A 15,931-nucleotide genomic window follows, 5' to 3' on the forward strand; every position below is an offset into this window, starting at 1 on the left:
GCTGGAGCGGGTAGCGGGAATCGAACCCGCGCGTTCAGCTTGGGAAGCTGACAAGCTACCATTACATCATACCCGCGCAGCAGCCTCGTTACCACGCAAGCCTGCGTTCGGGCAATCGTTAAGCGCGCACTCGTGCCTTGCCAGGCGCCCGACCGTTACTCCGTCGTGGCAAGGGCGTTGTCAGCGGCAAAAGCCGGCCAGTATTTCGAAATCGCCAGCGTGGCCCCGATCGAAGAGAAATGGCCATAGTCGAAATAGAGAAACTGGCCCGCGTCGGTATAGGAGCAGCGTCCTGCGTTGCAGAGGAATTTCAGCGGATCGATGAAGGTGGCGCCTTTGGTGAATGAGCGCACACGTTCGTTGATGTCGGGATCCATGGCCATTGGCCAGGATGTATCGTCGAGATTTTCGCGCTTTGCGAAGAACGCGATTTTCCGAACGTCGGTTATGAACTGCGGAGACTGGCCGATGACGAACACGCGCACGCCCATGCCGCGAAGCGTATCGATCGTTTGCTGGAGGCCGTCGAAACTTCTGGCCTCGTAGTCGGTCCACCGACCGCTGAGCACAACCGTCTTCATGCCGGCGTCCCGGATGACCTTCAGAGCCTGCTGATTGAATCGCTTACAATCCGGGCGCGCATAGGAGAAGTAAGAGAGAATCGGCGGGCAGCCTGCGTAGGTATATTCCACGATGTTGGCTTGAAGGTGATTTACGTTGGCCTCCAGGCCCGAAACATAGTGGGCGGCGAACGAGTCGCCCCACAGCAAGACGGTCGTAGGAAAGCCGCTAGTGAGCGTGCAGTCCTTGATATTCCAGCTTTCGATCCGGCTGGAGCCCTCGTTGAAACAGATGCCATTACGCCAGTCCCCGACAGGAATCCGCTGCTGGGCATAGTCCGGGAACCGTTGCGGGAAGCCGTTGCCGAGCGCCCCGGCCGTCCCGCCAACGCAAAGGAGAGCGATCGCGCCCGCTGAAAATGCGAAGATGGGCGCCGGGGCGGTGAAGGTCCTTTTCTGCCGAAACGGCTGCTCGATGTACTTCCAGGAGAATGCAGCCAGTGCGAAGCTTGCAACCGTCATCGCGACGGTCACTGATGGGTCAAGTTTTTGTAGCGACAGATAGTGCGCGAACGCATTGATCGGCCAGTGAACGAGATACAGCGAATATGAGATGAGACCGATCCAGACCAGCGGCCGGACTTCGAGTATGCGGGTAACGGTCACCGAGGGGGTGTTTTGGCCAACATAGATAAGGAGAGCCGTCCCGAGGCACGGATACAAAGCGTTGTAGCCCGGGAATGGATCGCTCTCCGAAATCGTGAAGAATCCGATGGCGAGAAGGCCAAATCCGGCCAACCCGACCAGTTCCATAAGAAACCGGTTGCTCAAGGGAGGGGGGCGTTTCAGCATGAGCACGGCGCCCAGCATAAGTTCCCAGATCCGTGTCGGCAGCAGGTAGAAACCCGCATTTGGCGCCAGCCATGTCGCCATGATTGCCAGCACGAAGCTGCCGAGAATGATCGGCAGCAGTATCGTCAGCCAGCGCTTCGCAAAGTAGCGATAGATCAGGAACATCAGGATTGGGGCAAAGATGTAATACTGTTCCTCGACCGAAAGCGACCAGGTGTGCAAAAGCGGTCGGAGCTCGGCATCGATGGAGAAGTAGTTTGAGGTTTTCCAAAAGTAGATGTTCGACCAGAACGTCGAGGCCGCTATGACGCTGAGACTGAATTCATGCAGATCCGACGGCAGAAGAATGAACAATGCCGCAATGGATGCGAGAAGCGTGACAAAGATCAAAGCCGGCAGAATGCGTCGGGCACGGCGCCAGTAGAAGCTGACGATCGAGAACTGGCCGCGTTCAAGGTCGTCCAGAAGGCTTCCGGTGATCAGGTAGCCGGATATGACGAAGAAGATATCGACGCCGGTAAAGCCGCCGGGAATTGCCGAGATTCCGAAATGGAAGAGTACAACCGGCAGCACCGCAACGGCCCGAAGGCCATCGATATCGCGCCTATACTTCATTCAATAAGTCCTATTTTTGCAGATTACGGCAAGTCGGCGCAGTTCGTCCACAACCGGGCAATACGAGTGTATCTGGCAGATCGATATCAACTGGTTACCCTCTGCCGTCCCAATTTTGCTGCGCTGCAACATAAGTGTCAAGGCTGGCGAGCAGACAATCCGGCAAACAGCCATCCGGGGCAACTGGATTCGGGCGGCCGCCTTGATGCTAGCGCGGCAAGTGCGTATTTCTGAACCTGTACCCGAAGAATCGGGCAACCGAATCTGGAGACAGGCCTTGTCCTCACTGACGCGCTTTCTCGGCGATACGCCGCTCCGGGTGATCCTGAAGCTGCTGGTGGTGTCATTCCTCGTAGGTCTCGTCATGAACGCCTTCGGCTGGTCGCCGATGGATGTGCTCTACGGCATCCGGGAGTTCTTCGTCGACCTCTGGAATCTGGGCTTCCGCGCCATCGACCGTTTCCTCGGTTATATCCTGTTGGGCGCGGCGATCGTCGTTCCGGTTTTCATCTTGCTCAGGATCGCCAACTACCGGAAATAAAGCATGACGCCGAACCGAAGGTCCGCGTCAGGATCATGCCCAAGCGGCAAGGCATGATCCCGAAAAGTGGAAACCGGTTTTCGGAAATGATCATGCCCAAACGACAGGACGATCAGGCGAAGCCTGAAGCCACTTCGAACAGGATGGCATGGCGCGCGGTGAGCGCCGCCACGTCAGTCGAATAGCCACCGCCGATAACGCCGCAGACCGGGATGCCGAGGGCGCGGAAATGACGGATCACCATGTCGTCGCGGGTCCGCACCCCCTCGTTCGACAGCGACAGCCTGCCGAGCCGGTCCTCCACATGGACGTCGACCCCGGCATTGTAGAAAACGATGTCCCAGCGCGCCCTGGCGGTGAGTTCCGGAAGGATGCCGCCCAGCCGTTCGAGATAGGCAGCATCGCCGGTGCCGTCGGGCAGGGCGATGTCGAGGTCGGAAGCGATCTTGCGCGCCGGATAGTTGCGGTCGCCATGCATGGAAAAGGTGAACATGCGCGGCTCGTCGCCGAGAATGTCCGCCGTGCCGTCGCCCTGATGCACGTCGAGATCGACAATCAGAATGTTGCGGGCGGCAGCTTCGGCAAGCAGCACCAGCGCGGCCACGGCAACATCGTTGAAGGTGCAGAAGCCGGCACCTTGCGCGCGCCGCGCATGATGGCTGCCGCCGGCGGTGTTGCAGGCGATGCCGTTCAGCAACGCCAGCCGCGCCGCCAACACGGTGCCGCCCGTTGCGAGCTGCGCCCTGAGCGAGACGCGCGGGCTCACTGGAAAGCCGATCTCGCGCTCGATTTTTGCAGGCACTTCGCAGGCCAGCACCTGGTCGACATAGCCGGCAGCATGGGCAAGCTTCAGCCATGATGCCGGCGCCGGTTCGGGCACGTTGAGCGCAGCGGGCCCAGCCAGTCCGCGTGCGCCCAGCGCTTCCATCAGCAGCTTGTATTTGCTCATCGGGAAGCGATGGTTGACGGCGAAGCCGGCGTCGTAGTCGGGATGATGAACAATCTGCAGGGGCATGAGGTGGTGTCCGACAGGCCTGCGCCAGCTCTGGAATTCGGTTGGCCGCGGCGCGATGAGTGGTTGCGCGGCGTCCGGAAACTGAGGCACATCGGCTGTTCGATCAAGCCGCATGGGGAAGCGGATTCTGGATCAGGTGTCAGCAACGGCCAACGGCCGATCCTTCATCGTCACCAACCGCTCGGTGCTCGCCATCGCGGTGCCGATGACGCTTGCCTATCTGACGACGCCGCTGCTCGGCATCGTCGACACCGCGGTCGTCGGGCAGTTCGGCGACGCTGCCCTTCTCGGTGGCCTGGCGGCAGGCGCCCTGGTCTTCGACGTCGTCTTCACCTGCTTCAATTTCCTGCGCTCCGGCACCACCGGCCTCGTCGCCCAGGCTGTGGGGCGCGGTGACGAACTGGAGGAACAAGCAGTGCTCTGGCGCGCCGTGCTGATCGCCGTCGTCGCCGGTATCGTTTTTGCAGCCCTTGCGCCACTGGTCGCCATTGCCGGACAATGGTTCATCAGTGCCGAGCCGCGCGTCAGCGAAGCGATGGCCGTCTATATCCGCATCAGGCTGCTCGCCGCACCGTTCTCGCTGATCAACTACGCCATCCTCGGCTACGTGCTGGGGCGCGGCGAGGGCGGGCTGGGACTGATGCTGCAATTGGTGCTGAACGGCATCAACATCTCGCTCTGCATCCTGCTTGGGCTGAAGCTCGGCTGGGGCGTTTCCGGTGTCGCCTGGGCCACCGTCATCGGCGAATTCGTCGCCATGCTGCTTGGCCTGGTGATCGTCATCAGGCGTTTCCGCGCAGCACCCCGGCTGCCGCGCCATCGCCTCCTCGACCTGTCGGCATTCCTGCGCATGCTGTCGCTCAACCGCGACATCATGATCCGGTCGTTTTCGCTGCTCGCCGCCTTCGCGCTGTTCACCCGTCAGGGCGCACAATTCGGCACGGTGACGCTGGCCGCCAACGCCGTGCTGATGAATTTCTTTCTCATCGCCGGCTATTTCCTCGACGGTTTCGCCACGGCGGCCGAACAGCTTGCCGGACGGGCTGTCGGCGCACGTACCGCCGTGCAATTCCGCCAGGCGGTGCGGCTGACCCTGTTCTGGGGCTTCGGGCTGGCGGCCACGGCGACGCTTGTCCTTTTGCTGGGCGGTACTGATCTGGTCGCCCTGATCACGACCTCAAAAGACGTTCGCGCCGTTGCCGATATCTATCTGCCCTGGGCGGCGTTCACCGCGCTCAGCGGCGTGCTGGCGTTTCAGATGGATGGGGTCTTCATCGGAGCGACCTGGTCGAGCGACATGCGCAACATGATGCTCCTGTCGTTTCTCGTCTTCAGCGCCGCGCTGCTCATCCTGGCGCCGGCCTTCGGCAATCACGGCCTGTGGGCGGCGCTGCACGTCTTCCTGCTGGTGCGCGGCTTCAGCCTGCTTGCCATTTTGCGCTTGCGGATGCGGACGGCTTTTTAGAGCGACTTTCGGTTAGAGCAGCTTGGACGCCCACTGGTCGAGGCTGGTATCGCGCAACTCGCGCAGCGACTTGATCCGTTGCATGTCTGCGAAACGCACCATCCCGGCGAGAATGCCCCCCGGCAGAGCCGGCCCGGCGTAGATCATGCCGGTGTAGAGCTGGACGAGATCGGCGCCGGCGCGGATCTTCTCCAGTGCCGTCTCCGCGGAATCGACGCCGCCGACGCCGATGATGGCGCGGTCCGGGCCAAGCAGTTTTCGCATCTTTGCCAGCACGATGGTCGAGCGCTCGAACAAAGGTTTTCCCGAAAGCCCACCGGCCTCGCCGGCAAGACCGGCGCTACGCAGCCCCGGCCGCGCAACGGTGGTGTTGGAGACGATGACGCCGTCTATTGCCTTCTCTGTAACCTCGGCGGCGATGTCCTCCAGCTCTGCTTCGAGCAGGTCTGGCGCGATCTTGAGGAAGATCGGCGGCTGCGCCGAGGCTGCCGCACGTGCGGCCATGACGCGCGAAAGGAGTTCGCCAAGTTGCTGGCGCGCCTGCATGTTGCGCAGGCCCGGCGTGTTCGGCGAGGAGATGTTGACCGTCAGATAGGCGGCGTATGGCGCAAACCTGATAACACCGCGCCCATAGTCACTGACGCGGTCGGTGCTGTCCTTGTTGGCGCCGATATTGACGCCGACGATGCCGGCGCGGCCCTTGCGGGCGGCGAGCCGTCTTTCGGCGGCCTCGTGACCCTCATTGTTGAAGCCCAGCCGGTTGATCACCGCTTCGTCCGATGTCAGCCGGAAAATGCGCGGCTTCGGGTTGCCGGCCTGCGGCAGCGGCGTGATCGTGCCGACCTCGGCAAAGCCGAAGCCGAGGCCGAGCAATGCATCGGGAACTTCGGCGTTCTTGTCGTAGCCGGCAGCCATGCCGAGCGGATTGGGGAAATCGATGCCGCGGACGCTGACTTTCAGCCTGTCGTCGCGAACGGGGCGCCGGGCGACCGGCAGCCCGCATTTCAGCGCTGCGATCGACAGGCCGTGGGCTGCTTCAGGATCAAATGCGAACAGGAACCTCTGGCCGAGCCGGTCGAGCACGCTCATTCGGCCTCCAGCGCCGGGAATTGGTGCAATCCATCGGTGCCGAGCGGCAATGGTTGCACCCAGACTACGGCCTTGAGGTCGAGCGGGCCGTAAAGATGCGGGAACAGCGCGCCGCCGCGCGAGACCTCGTATTTCAGCGCATCACCCAGCTTTGCCCCATCGATGGCGACCAGCAGCAGCCCGGCCCGGCCGGCAAAGTGTTTTGCCGCCGTTTCCCTGGCCTGGCCGGCGGTGGAAAAATGGATGAAGCCGTCGGCGATATCGATCGGCGCGCCGGTGAAGCGGCCATTTCCTTCGGCCTCGCGCCACAGCGCTTCAGGCACTATCTTGTAGATAATCTGAGACATGGTTGCGCTATAGTCCGAACCAACCATACGGGGAAGGGTGCGCCAGGGTTCTTCCCCATTTCCGGCGCAAATATGCGATAGATTGCGCTTACTGGCCGATGGAGGACACTATGCGTCCGCAACACGTCTTGATCCCCGCAACACTCGTCTCGCTCGTTGCGGTATCAGCCTTTTCCCAGGAAACCGACCGCTACCGGCTGGAAAAGTCGCCCAACGGCTATGTCCGCATGGACACGCAGACCGGTGCGATGTCGATCTGCGAGGAGCGCTCCGGCCAGCTCGTCTGCAAGATGGCGGCCGACGAACGCGCCGCCTTCCAGGACGAGGTCGACCGGCTGCAGAGTTCGGTGAAGGCGCTCGACGAGCGCGTCGTCAAGCTCGAAAACTCGCTGTCCGCCCGCCTCGAATCGACCTTGCCCAGCGAGGAGGATTTCAACAAGACGATGAGCTACATGGAACGCTTCCTGCGCGGCTTCATGGGCATCGTCAAGGATATGGAAGAGGACAGCGGCGAGGATGGCGCCAGGCCCAATTCGCAAAAGACCTGAGCACGTTCGCCGGGGAAAACCCGGCGCATGAGCTTTGTGCTTGAAAATGGCTGATATCGCCGCATAATCGTTCGACTGATCCCGCAAGAAGCAGACAATCAATGGGATTCGGGGAGGGACATGTGCCGTCAGGCTACACTTTCGTCATCGCCGACGACCATCCGCTTTTTCGTGGCGCGCTGAGAGAGGCGCTTGCCGGCATCGGCGATGTCGCCGGCATTCACGAGGCCGGCGATTTCGAAAGCGCCAAGGCGTTGGTCGTGGCCAATGAGGATGTCGATCTGGTGCTGCTCGACCTGTCCATGCCGGGCGTGAGCGGGCTTTCCGGCCTGATCTCGCTGCGCGGCATCCATCCGACGGTGCCGCTGGTGGTGGTGTCGGCGCATGACGACCCGGTGACCATCCGCCGCGCGCTCGATCTCGGTGCTTCGGGTTTCATCTCCAAATCGGCCAGCATGGAGCAGATCCGCAGCGCGGTGCAGTCGGTGCTTGCCGGCGATATCGCCGCGCCCACCGGCATCGATCTCGGCGTCGAGCGCGATCCCGAGATCTCCGATCTGATCAAGCGGCTGCAGGCGCTGACGCCGCAGCAGACCCGGGTGCTCGGCATGCTGGCCGAAGGGCTGCTCAACAAGCAGATCGCCTACGAACTCGGCGTCTCCGAAGCGACGATCAAGGCGCATGTCTCGGCCATCCTGCAGAAGCTTGGCGTCGACAGCCGCACCCAGGCGGTGATCCTGCTGTCCAAGATCGGCAGCGACCCGCTGCCGGCGGCGGGCTGAGCTCGGCGTCCGGGTCAACAGAACGATATGATCGCTACTCGGCCGCCGACGCCAGCGGCCTGACCCTGGCCATCATCGAGCGCAGCACCGCTGGTTTGAGCGGCTTGTTGATCACCGGCACGTCCAGCTTGCCGGCAGCAGTGCGCACCTCGCTCGAGCGGTCGGCGGTGACCAGCACGGCCGGCAGGTCCTGGCCATGGATCGCGCGCAGTTTAGCGATCATTTCGAGACCGGTTTCGCCGTCGAGATGATAGTCGGCAAGCACGATGTCGGGGCGATGCATGCTGGAGCCCTCGAGATCATCCGAGCCGGAAAAAGTGTCGACGCTGCAGCCCCAGCCCTCGAGCAGCAGCCGCATGCCGCCGAGGATGCGGGCGTCGTTGTCGATGCAGAGCACACGGAGGCCGGCAAGCGAAGCAGCAGTGCGGACCGGGGCCTTCGCCTCGACCTCGCGCCGCGGCTCCTGCACCGTCGCGACCGGCAGGACGACGGAGAAACGCGTGCCTTTGCCGGGGTTTGAAAAGATCCGGAGCTCGAGGCGCAAGACGCGAGCGATGCGGTCGACGATGGAAAGGCCGAGACCGAGGCCCTCTGCCTCGCGCACGCCCTCGTCGAGCCGGGTGAATTCGTGAAAGACCGTGTTCAGCTTGTCGCCGGCAATGCCGATGCCGGTATCGATCACCTGTATCTCGGCCAATTCGCCGCGCCGCCGCACGCCGACCAGTATGCGGCCATGGCGTGTATATTTGATGGCATTGGAGACGAGGTTCTGGATCAGGCGGCGCAACAGATTGCGGTCGGTCGTCACGCTGAGCGACGATGGCATGATCGTCAGTCCGAGTTTCTTCTCGGCGGCAAGAGGCTGGAAGTCGTTGCCGATCTGGCGCAGCAGTCCGTCCAGGCTGAAGGCCGTATCGTCCGGTTTCATCGCACCGGCATCGAGACGGGAAATGTCGAGCACCGCTCCGAGAATGGTCTCGACCGATTCCAGCGAGGATTCGATGTTGATCGCGGCCCGGCCGGCAGCGCCCTTGCCGGCCTTTTCGATCAGCGATGAGCAATAAAGGCGGGCAGCGTTCAGCGGTTGCAGGATGTCATGACCGGCGGCAGCGAGAAAGCGCGTCTTGCCGAGATTGGCCTCCTCCGCCAGCATCTGCGCCTGCGCCAGCTCCTCGTTGACACGGGTCAGTTCGACGGTGCGGTGCTTGACGCGTTGTTCCAGCGATTCATTGGCGCGCTTGAGCGCCAGGTCCTGCTCGACGCGACCCGAAATGTCGGCATAGGTGGCGACGATGCCGCCGTCCGGCATCGGGTTGGAGCGCAGTTCCAGGATGCGGCCGCTGGTCTTCAGTTCCATCTGCCACGGGCTGACGAAACTGGTGAGGCGGTTGAGCATTGTGACCCGCTGATCTGCCGGAATGTCGCCGCGCTCGGCAAGGTGGCGCAGAATGCGGTCGAGCGAGACGCCGACCTGGCCCATCTCGTCGGGCAGGTCGAACAGCGCCCGATACTGGCGGTTCCAGCAGATCAGCCGGAAATCCCTGTCGAAGACGGTGATGCCTTGCTCCATCTGGTCGAGCGCGATCTGCAGCAGGTCGCGGTTGTGCTGCAGCGCCTCGGTGGCGTCGTCGAGCAGGCGGAAGGCGTCCTTGGATTCGCGGTCGTTACGGCGCAGCAGCAGCGACAGGATCAGCCGGGCCGAGGAGGAGCCGACGGCACTCGCCAGAAGCTGCTCGGAGAAGCGGATGACGTCCATGCTGGCCTGCTCGTTGCCGTGCAGCGAAGTGCCACTGCTCTCTTCGAACGACTGGAAGGACCGTTCGGTGCGCTCGACGCCGAGGTATCGTGCGATGGTGTCCTTGAGATCGTTGACGGTGACGGTGGTCCGGAAGCGGCGCAGGCTCGGCATAGGGCTCGCCTCGCGTGGCACGAAAATCGACGCCTGGATGCGCTCCAGCGGCACCGACGCGCGTGACAGCGAGCCGAACACGAAGAACAGCGTGTTGATCGACAGGCTCCACAAGACGCCGTGGTTCAGCGGCTCGGCGACGGCGCCGAACAGCGCTTGTGGGCGCAATGCTTCGAAACCGAACAGGCCGTGGACGACGATACCGGTATCCGGCACGGCAAGCGAGGGGAGCAGCAGCGTGTAGCTCCAGACGACGATGCCGGCAACCATGCCGAGTACGGCGCCCCTGCCGTTGGCGCCGCGCCAGATCAGTCCGCCGATAAAGGCAGGCGCAAACTGCGCAATCGCGGCGAAGGACATAAGGCCGATGGAGGAGAGCCGCGCGCTGTCGGTGCTCTCGCGATAGTAGAGGAAGGCGATGAACAGCATGATGAAGATCGCCGCCCGCCGCACGTTGAGGATGAGCGTCGACCAGTCCTCGTTCTCGGACGTCGTGGTCTTGAGGAGGCGGCGCACGAACAGCGGAATGACGAGGTCGTTGGAGATCATGATCGACAGCGCGACGCTTTCGACGATCACCATCGCGGTCGCCGCTGACAGACCGCCGATGAACGCAGCCATGGCCAACACATCGTGGCCGCTGAGCAGCGGCAGTGACAAGACGTAGAGATCGCTGCTGGTTCTGGTGCCGACCAGCGCCAGGCCGGCGAGCGCGATCGGCAGCACGAAAAGGTTGATCGCCACCAGATAGAGCGGAAACACCCATGTCGCGGTGCGCAGCTCGGCCTCGCTGCGGTTCTCGACGATGGTGACGTAGAACTGGCGCGGCAGCATGATGATGGCGAAACCGCTCAAACATGTCAGCACCAGCCAGGTTGCAAGCGACGTGCTGTAACCCATCGCCTGCCTTACTTGCGAATTCTCCGCGAGCTTGTCGACCATATCGCTTGGGCCGCCGAAGATCAGGAAGGTCACCAGCAGGCCGATCGCCAGGAAGGCGGCGAGCTTGACCACGGTTTCGACCGCCACCGCCAGCACCAGCCCGTCCTGATGTTCGGTGGCGTCGGCGTGGCGCGTGCCGAACAGCACCGCAAACAGCGCAAGCAGCATGGCGACGACCAGCGAGATGTCGCTGACAAAGGGATCGAAAGACGGCGGCGAGCCGGTATAATGCTCGACCATCAGGCTGACCGAGCCGGAAATCGCCTTCAATTGCAGCGCCATATAGGGCACTGCGCCGATCGTCGCGATCAGCGTGGCGATCGCCGCAACGGTAAAGCTCTTGCCGTAGCGGGCGCCGAGGAAATCCGCGATCGAGGTGATCTTCTCGGTCTTTGCCAGCCTGACGATGCGCCGAAGCAGCGGAAAGCCGAACACGAACACCAGCACCGGTCCGGTATAGATGCCGAGGAATTCGAGGCCGCGCTCGGAGGACAGCCCCACCGAACCGAAGAAGGTCCAGGAGGTGCAGTAGATCGCCAGGCTGAGCGCATAGATGAAGGGTCGGGCCAGGTCGGGCCCGGATGTCGTCGAGCGCCGGTCGCCGAGGCTGGCGATGGCGAACAGCAACGTCACATAGGCGATCGCGATGATGACGATGAACCAGCCCTGCACGGCCTGAAAATCCTCCCTTGCCGGTTTTGCATCCGGCCTGCTGAGACGCAATCACAGCTTGGCGAGCAAGTCCATCGCGGCTTTCGGCGCATGATGGCTGCGGCTTCGGGCCATCATGGCCGGTGGAAACCGGCTTTTGCTCCTGTTGCAACCGCAGGTTTTTGCTATCTTGCCTGTGGGGCGGCGGCGGACGGCTGGAAACAGCACGTCATGACAAGGAGGGTCGAATGCTGAAAGAATTCCAGGAGTTCATTTCCAAGGGCAATGTGATGGACCTGGCGGTTGGCGTCATCATCGGCGCTGCCTTCGGCAGGATCGTCGATTCGCTCGTCAACGACATCATCATGCCTTTCATCGGCGCACTTGGAGGCGTCGATTTCTCAAACTATTTCATAGGTCTGTCGTCCGCGGTAAACGCAACCAACCTCGTTGACGCGCGCAAGCAAGGCGCGGTGTTTGCCTATGGCAATTTCATCACCGTGGCGCTGAATTTCATCATCCTCGCGTTCATCATCTTCCTGATGGTCAAGGCGGTGAACGATCTGCGCAAGCGGCTGGAAGCCGAAAAGCCCCCTGCGCCTGCGGCTCCGCCGCCGGCCGATGTTGCGCTGCTCACCGAAATTCGCGATCTCCTCGCCAGGAAATAGTCCGAAGGCAGGTTCCCTGGACCAAAACCCCGGTCGTTTCCGGCCGGGGTTTTCTGTTTTCGCCTGTCGTAAAACACGCTAGCAGTCCAGAAGACGAAACGGATTTATCCATGACCCTGATCGAGAATCTGCGCGCCGAGGCCCGGGCAGCGCCTGAAAGCGGCATTGTCGCCGTGATGAACCGCGGCCGCGGGCGCGACGGCATGATCCCGCTTTGGGCGGGCGAGGGCGACCTGCCGACGCCTGCCTTCATCACCGATGCCGCTGCCCGGGCGTTGGCCGGCGGCGAAACCTTCTATACCTGGCAGAGGGGTATTCCCGAACTGCGGCAGGCGCTTGCCCGCTATTACGTCAGGCATTTCGGCAAGTCCTTCGTCGAGGAGGAGTTCATCGTCACCGGTTCGGGCATGCAGGCCATAAAGCTGGCGCTCGACGCGGTCGCCGGCAAGGGCGACGAGGTCGTCTATCTATCGCCAGCCTGGCCGAATTTCGCCGCTGCCGCCGGCTTGGCGGGCGCCATCCCGGTCGCTGTCACGCTCGACCAGTCAGGCAATGGCTGGTCCTGCGACGTCGGCAAGATCGAGGCGGCGATCACGCCAAGGACAAAGGCGCTGTTCGTCAACACGCCGTCCAACCCGACCGGCTGGACCGCCGACAGGGAGACGCTGCAGGCGATCCTCGACCTTGCCCGCGAAAGGGGCCTGTGGATCATCGCCGACGAGATCTATTCGCTGTTCCACTACGGCCACGGCCGCGCGCCGTCGTTCATCGACGTCATGGCCGACGAGGATCGCATCCTGTTCGTCAACAGTTTTTCCAAGAACTGGGCGATGACCGGCTGGCGCATTGGCTGGATCAAGACCCATCCTGATCTGCAGCAGGTGTTCGAGAACCTGGTCCAGTATTCGACCTCGGGCGTCGCCCAGTTCATGCAGCGCGGCGCGGTCGTCGCCCTCGATGAAGGTGACGCCTTCATCGTCGAGCAGGTGGAGCGGGCAAGGGCAGCGCGCGACCTGGTCTGTGCGATCCTCGCCGAGACCGGCAGGGCGCGTTTCACCGTACCGCAGGGCGCGTTCTATCTGTTCTTCGCGGTCGACGGCATCACCGATTCACGTGCTGCCGCCTTCGACATTGTCGACCGCGCCAATGTCGGTCTGGCACCCGGAACCGCATTCGGTCCCGGCGGCGAAGCCTTCCTCAGGTTGTGTTTCCACCGCCGCCTCGACCAGCTCGAGGAAGCGGCGCACCGGCTGGCGAAGTGGATCAGAACTGCTTGAAGCGAGTTCGCTCCGGCGGGTCAGATCGCCGTCGGAGCAGAGTTTCAAACGGCTTCAGCCGCCGGACTTCGGCACCAGCAACGAAATGACGCGGTCGCTCTCGGCCACCGAAGGCCGGCCGGCCGAGCCATAAGGGATGCCCAACGCATCCCAGGTCTCGACCAGCGCGTCCTGAAGTTCCGCGATCAGTTGATCCGAATGGAACGGCGTCGGCGTGATGCGCAGCCGTTCGGTACCGCGCGGCACGGTCGGGTAGTTGATCGGCTGGATGTAGATGCCGTGGACGCCGAGCAGGCGGTCGCTGGCCATCTTGCAGAGCTCGGGATCGCCGACGAGCAGCGGAACGATGTGGGTGGCGGAGTCCATCACCGGCAGGCCGGCGGCGGCAAGAACCTGCTTGGTCCGCGCCGCCTGGCGCTGCTGTGCGTCGCGCTCGGCCTGCGAGCGCTTCAAATGGCGGATCGACGTGGTCGCCGCGGCGGCAATGGCCGGCGGCAGCGCCGTGGTGAAGATGAAGCCCGGCGCATAGGAGCGCACGGCGTCGATCACGGCACTTGTGCCGGTGATATAGCCGCCGAGCGTGCCGAACGCCTTGGCCAGCGTGCCTTCGATGATGTCGATACGGTCGGCCAGCCCTTCGCGTTCGGTGATGCCGCCGCCGCGCGGTCCGTACATGCCGACGGCATGGACCTCGTCGATATAGGTCATGGCGTTGTGGCGCTCGGCAAGCTCGACGATCTGCTTGATCGGCGCGATGTCGCCATCCATCGAATATACGCTCTCGAAGACGATTAGCTTGGCGCGCTCGCGGCCCGCCGCCTGCAGCAGGCTTTCGAGGTGCGCAACGTCGTTGTGGCGGAAGATCTTCTTCTCGGCGCCCGAACGCCGCACGCCTTCGATCATCGAGGCGTGATTGAGTTCGTCCGAGATGATCAGGCAGTTGGGCAGGAGCCGCGCAATGGTCGAGATCGAGGCTTCGTTGGAGACGAAGCCGGAGGTGAAGACCAGTGCCGCTTCCTTGTCGTGGAGGTCGGCCAGCTCCAGTTCGAGCTCGACCAGCGGATTGCTGGTGCCGGAAATGTTGCGGGTGCCACCGGCGCCGGATCCCATCTTGCCGGCGGCGTTCTGCATCGCCGTGATGACGTCGGGATGCTGGCCCATGCCGAGATAGTCGTTGGAGCACCAGACGGTGATTTCCTGGGCGCGGCCGTTGGCGCGCCAGATGGCGCGCGGGAATTTCCCTACGATGCGCTCGAGGTCGGCGAAGATGCGGTAGCGACGCTCTGCATGGATCTGGTCGATCGCGTCCTCGAAGAACCGCTGATAGTTCATTTCGGCTTCCCAATTTTTGCGTGGGATCATAATCACTGCCCTATTCGACGTCCACCTGGGCTTTTTGGTCAAAATGCCACGCCCCAAGCCTGTTCCTAACGACCACGGATCATGGCCTATTCCCTTGATGTGGATCAATTTTGTTTCAGGACGATGCCATGCGCCGATGAGACTGGTTACCGCAGATACCAATGGGCATGTACTAATGGCCTAGCGGCAGGCTTTCCAGTAAGGCGGGTGTTGAGACAGTTTCCGATAAATCTTGAGCAGCGAGGACGCGGATGACGGTTTTGGTGACAGGCGGTGCCGGCTATATCGGCAGTCACATGGTCTGGGAGCTCCTGGATGCCGGCGACAGTGTCGTCGTTCTCGACCGGCTTTCGACCGGTTTCGAATGGGCGGTGGCGCCGGAGGCGAAGCTGGTCGTCGGCGATATCGCCGACAAGGAGCTGGTCGGTTCGATCATCCGGGACAATCATGTCGACGCGATCATCCATTTCGCCGGCTCCATCGTCGTTCCCGAATCGGTCGCCGACCCGCTCGGCTACTACGAGAACAACACCTGCAAGACGCGCACGCTGATCGAGACAGCGGTGCGCGAAGGCGTGCCTAATTTCATCTTTTCCTCGACCGCCGCCGTCTACGGCGGCGCCGGGCTGGAGCCGGTGCGCGAGGATGCCCGCCTTGCACCGGAATCGCCCTACGGCCTGTCCAAGCTGATGAGCGAATGGATGCTGCGCGACGCCGCAATCGCCTATGGCTTGCGTTACACGGCGTTGCGCTACTTCAACGTCGCCGGCGCCGACCCGAAGGGCCGTACCGGCCAGTCGACGCCAGGCGCTACGCATCTAATCAAGGTCGCCAGCGAGACGGCGCTCGGCAAGCGCCCCTTCATGCAGGTGTTCGGCACCGACTATCCGACACCCGACGGCACCTGCATGCGCGACTACATCCATGTCAGCGACCTGGCGGCGGCGCATCGGCTGGCGCTGGAGCGGCTGCGCGCCGGCGGAACAAGCCTCGTCGCCAATTGCGGCTACAGCCACGGCTATTCGGTGCTCGAGGTGATCGACAGCGTGCGTCGCGTCTTCGGCGATGATTTCGAGGTGCGGATGGGCGAACGCCGTCCGGGCGACGCCGCGGCGGTGGTTGCCAATTCGGAGCTGGCGCGCCGCGAGCTCGGCTGGATCCCGCAGCGCGACGACCTCGACCTGATCGTCGCCGATGCGCTGGCCTGGGAGCGCATCCTGACCGGCAAGAATTCGGCGCGGGGCTGAGTCTCTTAGGCTCGAAACCCCCACGCAGAAGCGCTATTGAAGGAGCTGCGCGGCAAGCGTG

General features: G+C 62.8%; 13 protein-coding genes and 1 tRNA gene. 7 read left to right on the forward strand and 7 right to left on the reverse strand.

Annotated features, from left to right (window positions below; translation table 11 throughout):
- Positions 1-2: 2 nt before the first annotated feature.
- Positions 3-76, reverse strand: a tRNA-Gly gene (locus IQ26_RS07530).
- Positions 77-155: 79 nt separating this feature from the next.
- Positions 156-2,027: an acyltransferase family protein gene (locus IQ26_RS07535; RefSeq protein ID WP_145715441.1), complete on the reverse strand. Its 1,872-nt coding sequence runs from the start codon at positions 2,025-2,027 to the stop codon at positions 156-158.
- 277 nt (positions 2,028-2,304) lie between these two features.
- Here IQ26_RS07535 and IQ26_RS07540 point away from each other — a divergent pair, with 277 nt between their 5' ends.
- Positions 2,305-2,568, forward strand: coding sequence for a DUF6460 domain-containing protein (locus tag IQ26_RS07540; protein ID WP_145715443.1), 264 nt, complete (start codon positions 2,305-2,307; stop codon positions 2,566-2,568).
- Between the two features lie 112 nt (positions 2,569-2,680).
- Here the strand turns inward: IQ26_RS07540 and IQ26_RS07545 are convergent, their stop codons facing one another.
- Positions 2,681-3,583 carry a histone deacetylase family protein gene (locus IQ26_RS07545; RefSeq protein ID WP_145715446.1) on the reverse strand — a complete coding sequence of 301 codons (903 nt, stop codon included), beginning with the start codon at positions 3,581-3,583 and terminating at the stop codon, positions 2,681-2,683.
- 112 nt (positions 3,584-3,695) lie between these two features.
- Here IQ26_RS07545 and IQ26_RS07550 point away from each other — a divergent pair, with 112 nt between their 5' ends.
- Positions 3,696-5,048 (forward strand): MATE family efflux transporter, encoded by a 1,353-nt coding sequence (locus IQ26_RS07550; protein WP_407660268.1) that lies wholly within the window; start codon positions 3,696-3,698, stop codon positions 5,046-5,048.
- Positions 5,049-5,060: 12 nt separating this feature from the next.
- Here IQ26_RS07550 and IQ26_RS07555 read toward each other — a convergent pair whose 3' ends face one another.
- Together IQ26_RS07555 and IQ26_RS07560 are read right to left on the reverse strand one after the other, a co-directional pair.
- Positions 5,061-6,137, reverse strand: coding sequence for a quinone-dependent dihydroorotate dehydrogenase (locus tag IQ26_RS07555; protein WP_145715448.1), 1,077 nt, complete (start codon positions 6,135-6,137; stop codon positions 5,061-5,063).
- Positions 6,134-6,484, reverse strand: a complete 351-nt coding sequence (locus IQ26_RS07560) for a DUF952 domain-containing protein (protein ID WP_162457884.1) — start codon at positions 6,482-6,484, stop codon at positions 6,134-6,136. Before IQ26_RS07560 ends, IQ26_RS07555 begins: the two co-directional genes overlap by 4 nt.
- A gap of 110 nt (positions 6,485-6,594) precedes the next feature.
- Between IQ26_RS07560 and IQ26_RS07565 the strand changes: the two genes are divergently transcribed.
- Both IQ26_RS07565 and IQ26_RS07570 read left to right on the forward strand, forming a co-directional pair.
- Positions 6,595-7,032, forward strand: coding sequence for a hypothetical protein (locus IQ26_RS07565; protein ID WP_145715452.1), 438 nt, complete (start codon positions 6,595-6,597; stop codon positions 7,030-7,032).
- A 122-nt stretch (positions 7,033-7,154) separates the two neighbouring features.
- Positions 7,155-7,814 (forward strand): response regulator transcription factor, encoded by a 660-nt coding sequence (locus IQ26_RS07570; protein WP_145715541.1) that lies wholly within the window; start codon positions 7,155-7,157, stop codon positions 7,812-7,814.
- 34 nt (positions 7,815-7,848) lie between these two features.
- Here the strand turns inward: IQ26_RS07570 and IQ26_RS07575 are convergent, their stop codons facing one another.
- Positions 7,849-11,337, reverse strand: coding sequence for a PAS domain-containing hybrid sensor histidine kinase/response regulator (locus IQ26_RS07575; RefSeq protein WP_145715454.1), 3,489 nt, complete (start codon positions 11,335-11,337; stop codon positions 7,849-7,851).
- Positions 11,338-11,564: 227 nt separating this feature from the next.
- Between IQ26_RS07575 and mscL the strand changes: the two genes are divergently transcribed.
- Complete coding sequence (gene mscL / locus IQ26_RS07580) at positions 11,565-11,984, forward strand: large conductance mechanosensitive channel protein MscL (protein ID WP_145715456.1); 420 nt, start codon at positions 11,565-11,567, stop codon at positions 11,982-11,984.
- A gap of 110 nt (positions 11,985-12,094) precedes the next feature.
- Complete coding sequence (locus IQ26_RS07585; protein WP_145715458.1) at positions 12,095-13,261, forward strand: pyridoxal phosphate-dependent aminotransferase; 1,167 nt, start codon at positions 12,095-12,097, stop codon at positions 13,259-13,261.
- 54 nt (positions 13,262-13,315) lie between these two features.
- Here the strand turns inward: IQ26_RS07585 and hemA are convergent, their stop codons facing one another.
- Positions 13,316-14,593 carry a 5-aminolevulinate synthase gene (hemA, locus tag IQ26_RS07590; protein WP_145715461.1) on the reverse strand — a complete coding sequence of 426 codons (1,278 nt, stop codon included), beginning with the start codon at positions 14,591-14,593 and terminating at the stop codon, positions 13,316-13,318.
- Positions 14,594-14,874: 281 nt separating this feature from the next.
- Between hemA and galE the strand changes: the two genes are divergently transcribed.
- Positions 14,875-15,870: a UDP-glucose 4-epimerase GalE gene (galE, locus tag IQ26_RS07595; RefSeq protein ID WP_145715463.1), complete on the forward strand. Its 996-nt coding sequence runs from the start codon at positions 14,875-14,877 to the stop codon at positions 15,868-15,870.
- Positions 15,871-15,931: the final 61 nt, after the last annotated feature.

This window comes from Mesorhizobium tianshanense, assembly GCF_007830515.1.
Lineage (GTDB): Bacteria > Pseudomonadota > Alphaproteobacteria > Rhizobiales > Rhizobiaceae > Mesorhizobium > Mesorhizobium tianshanense.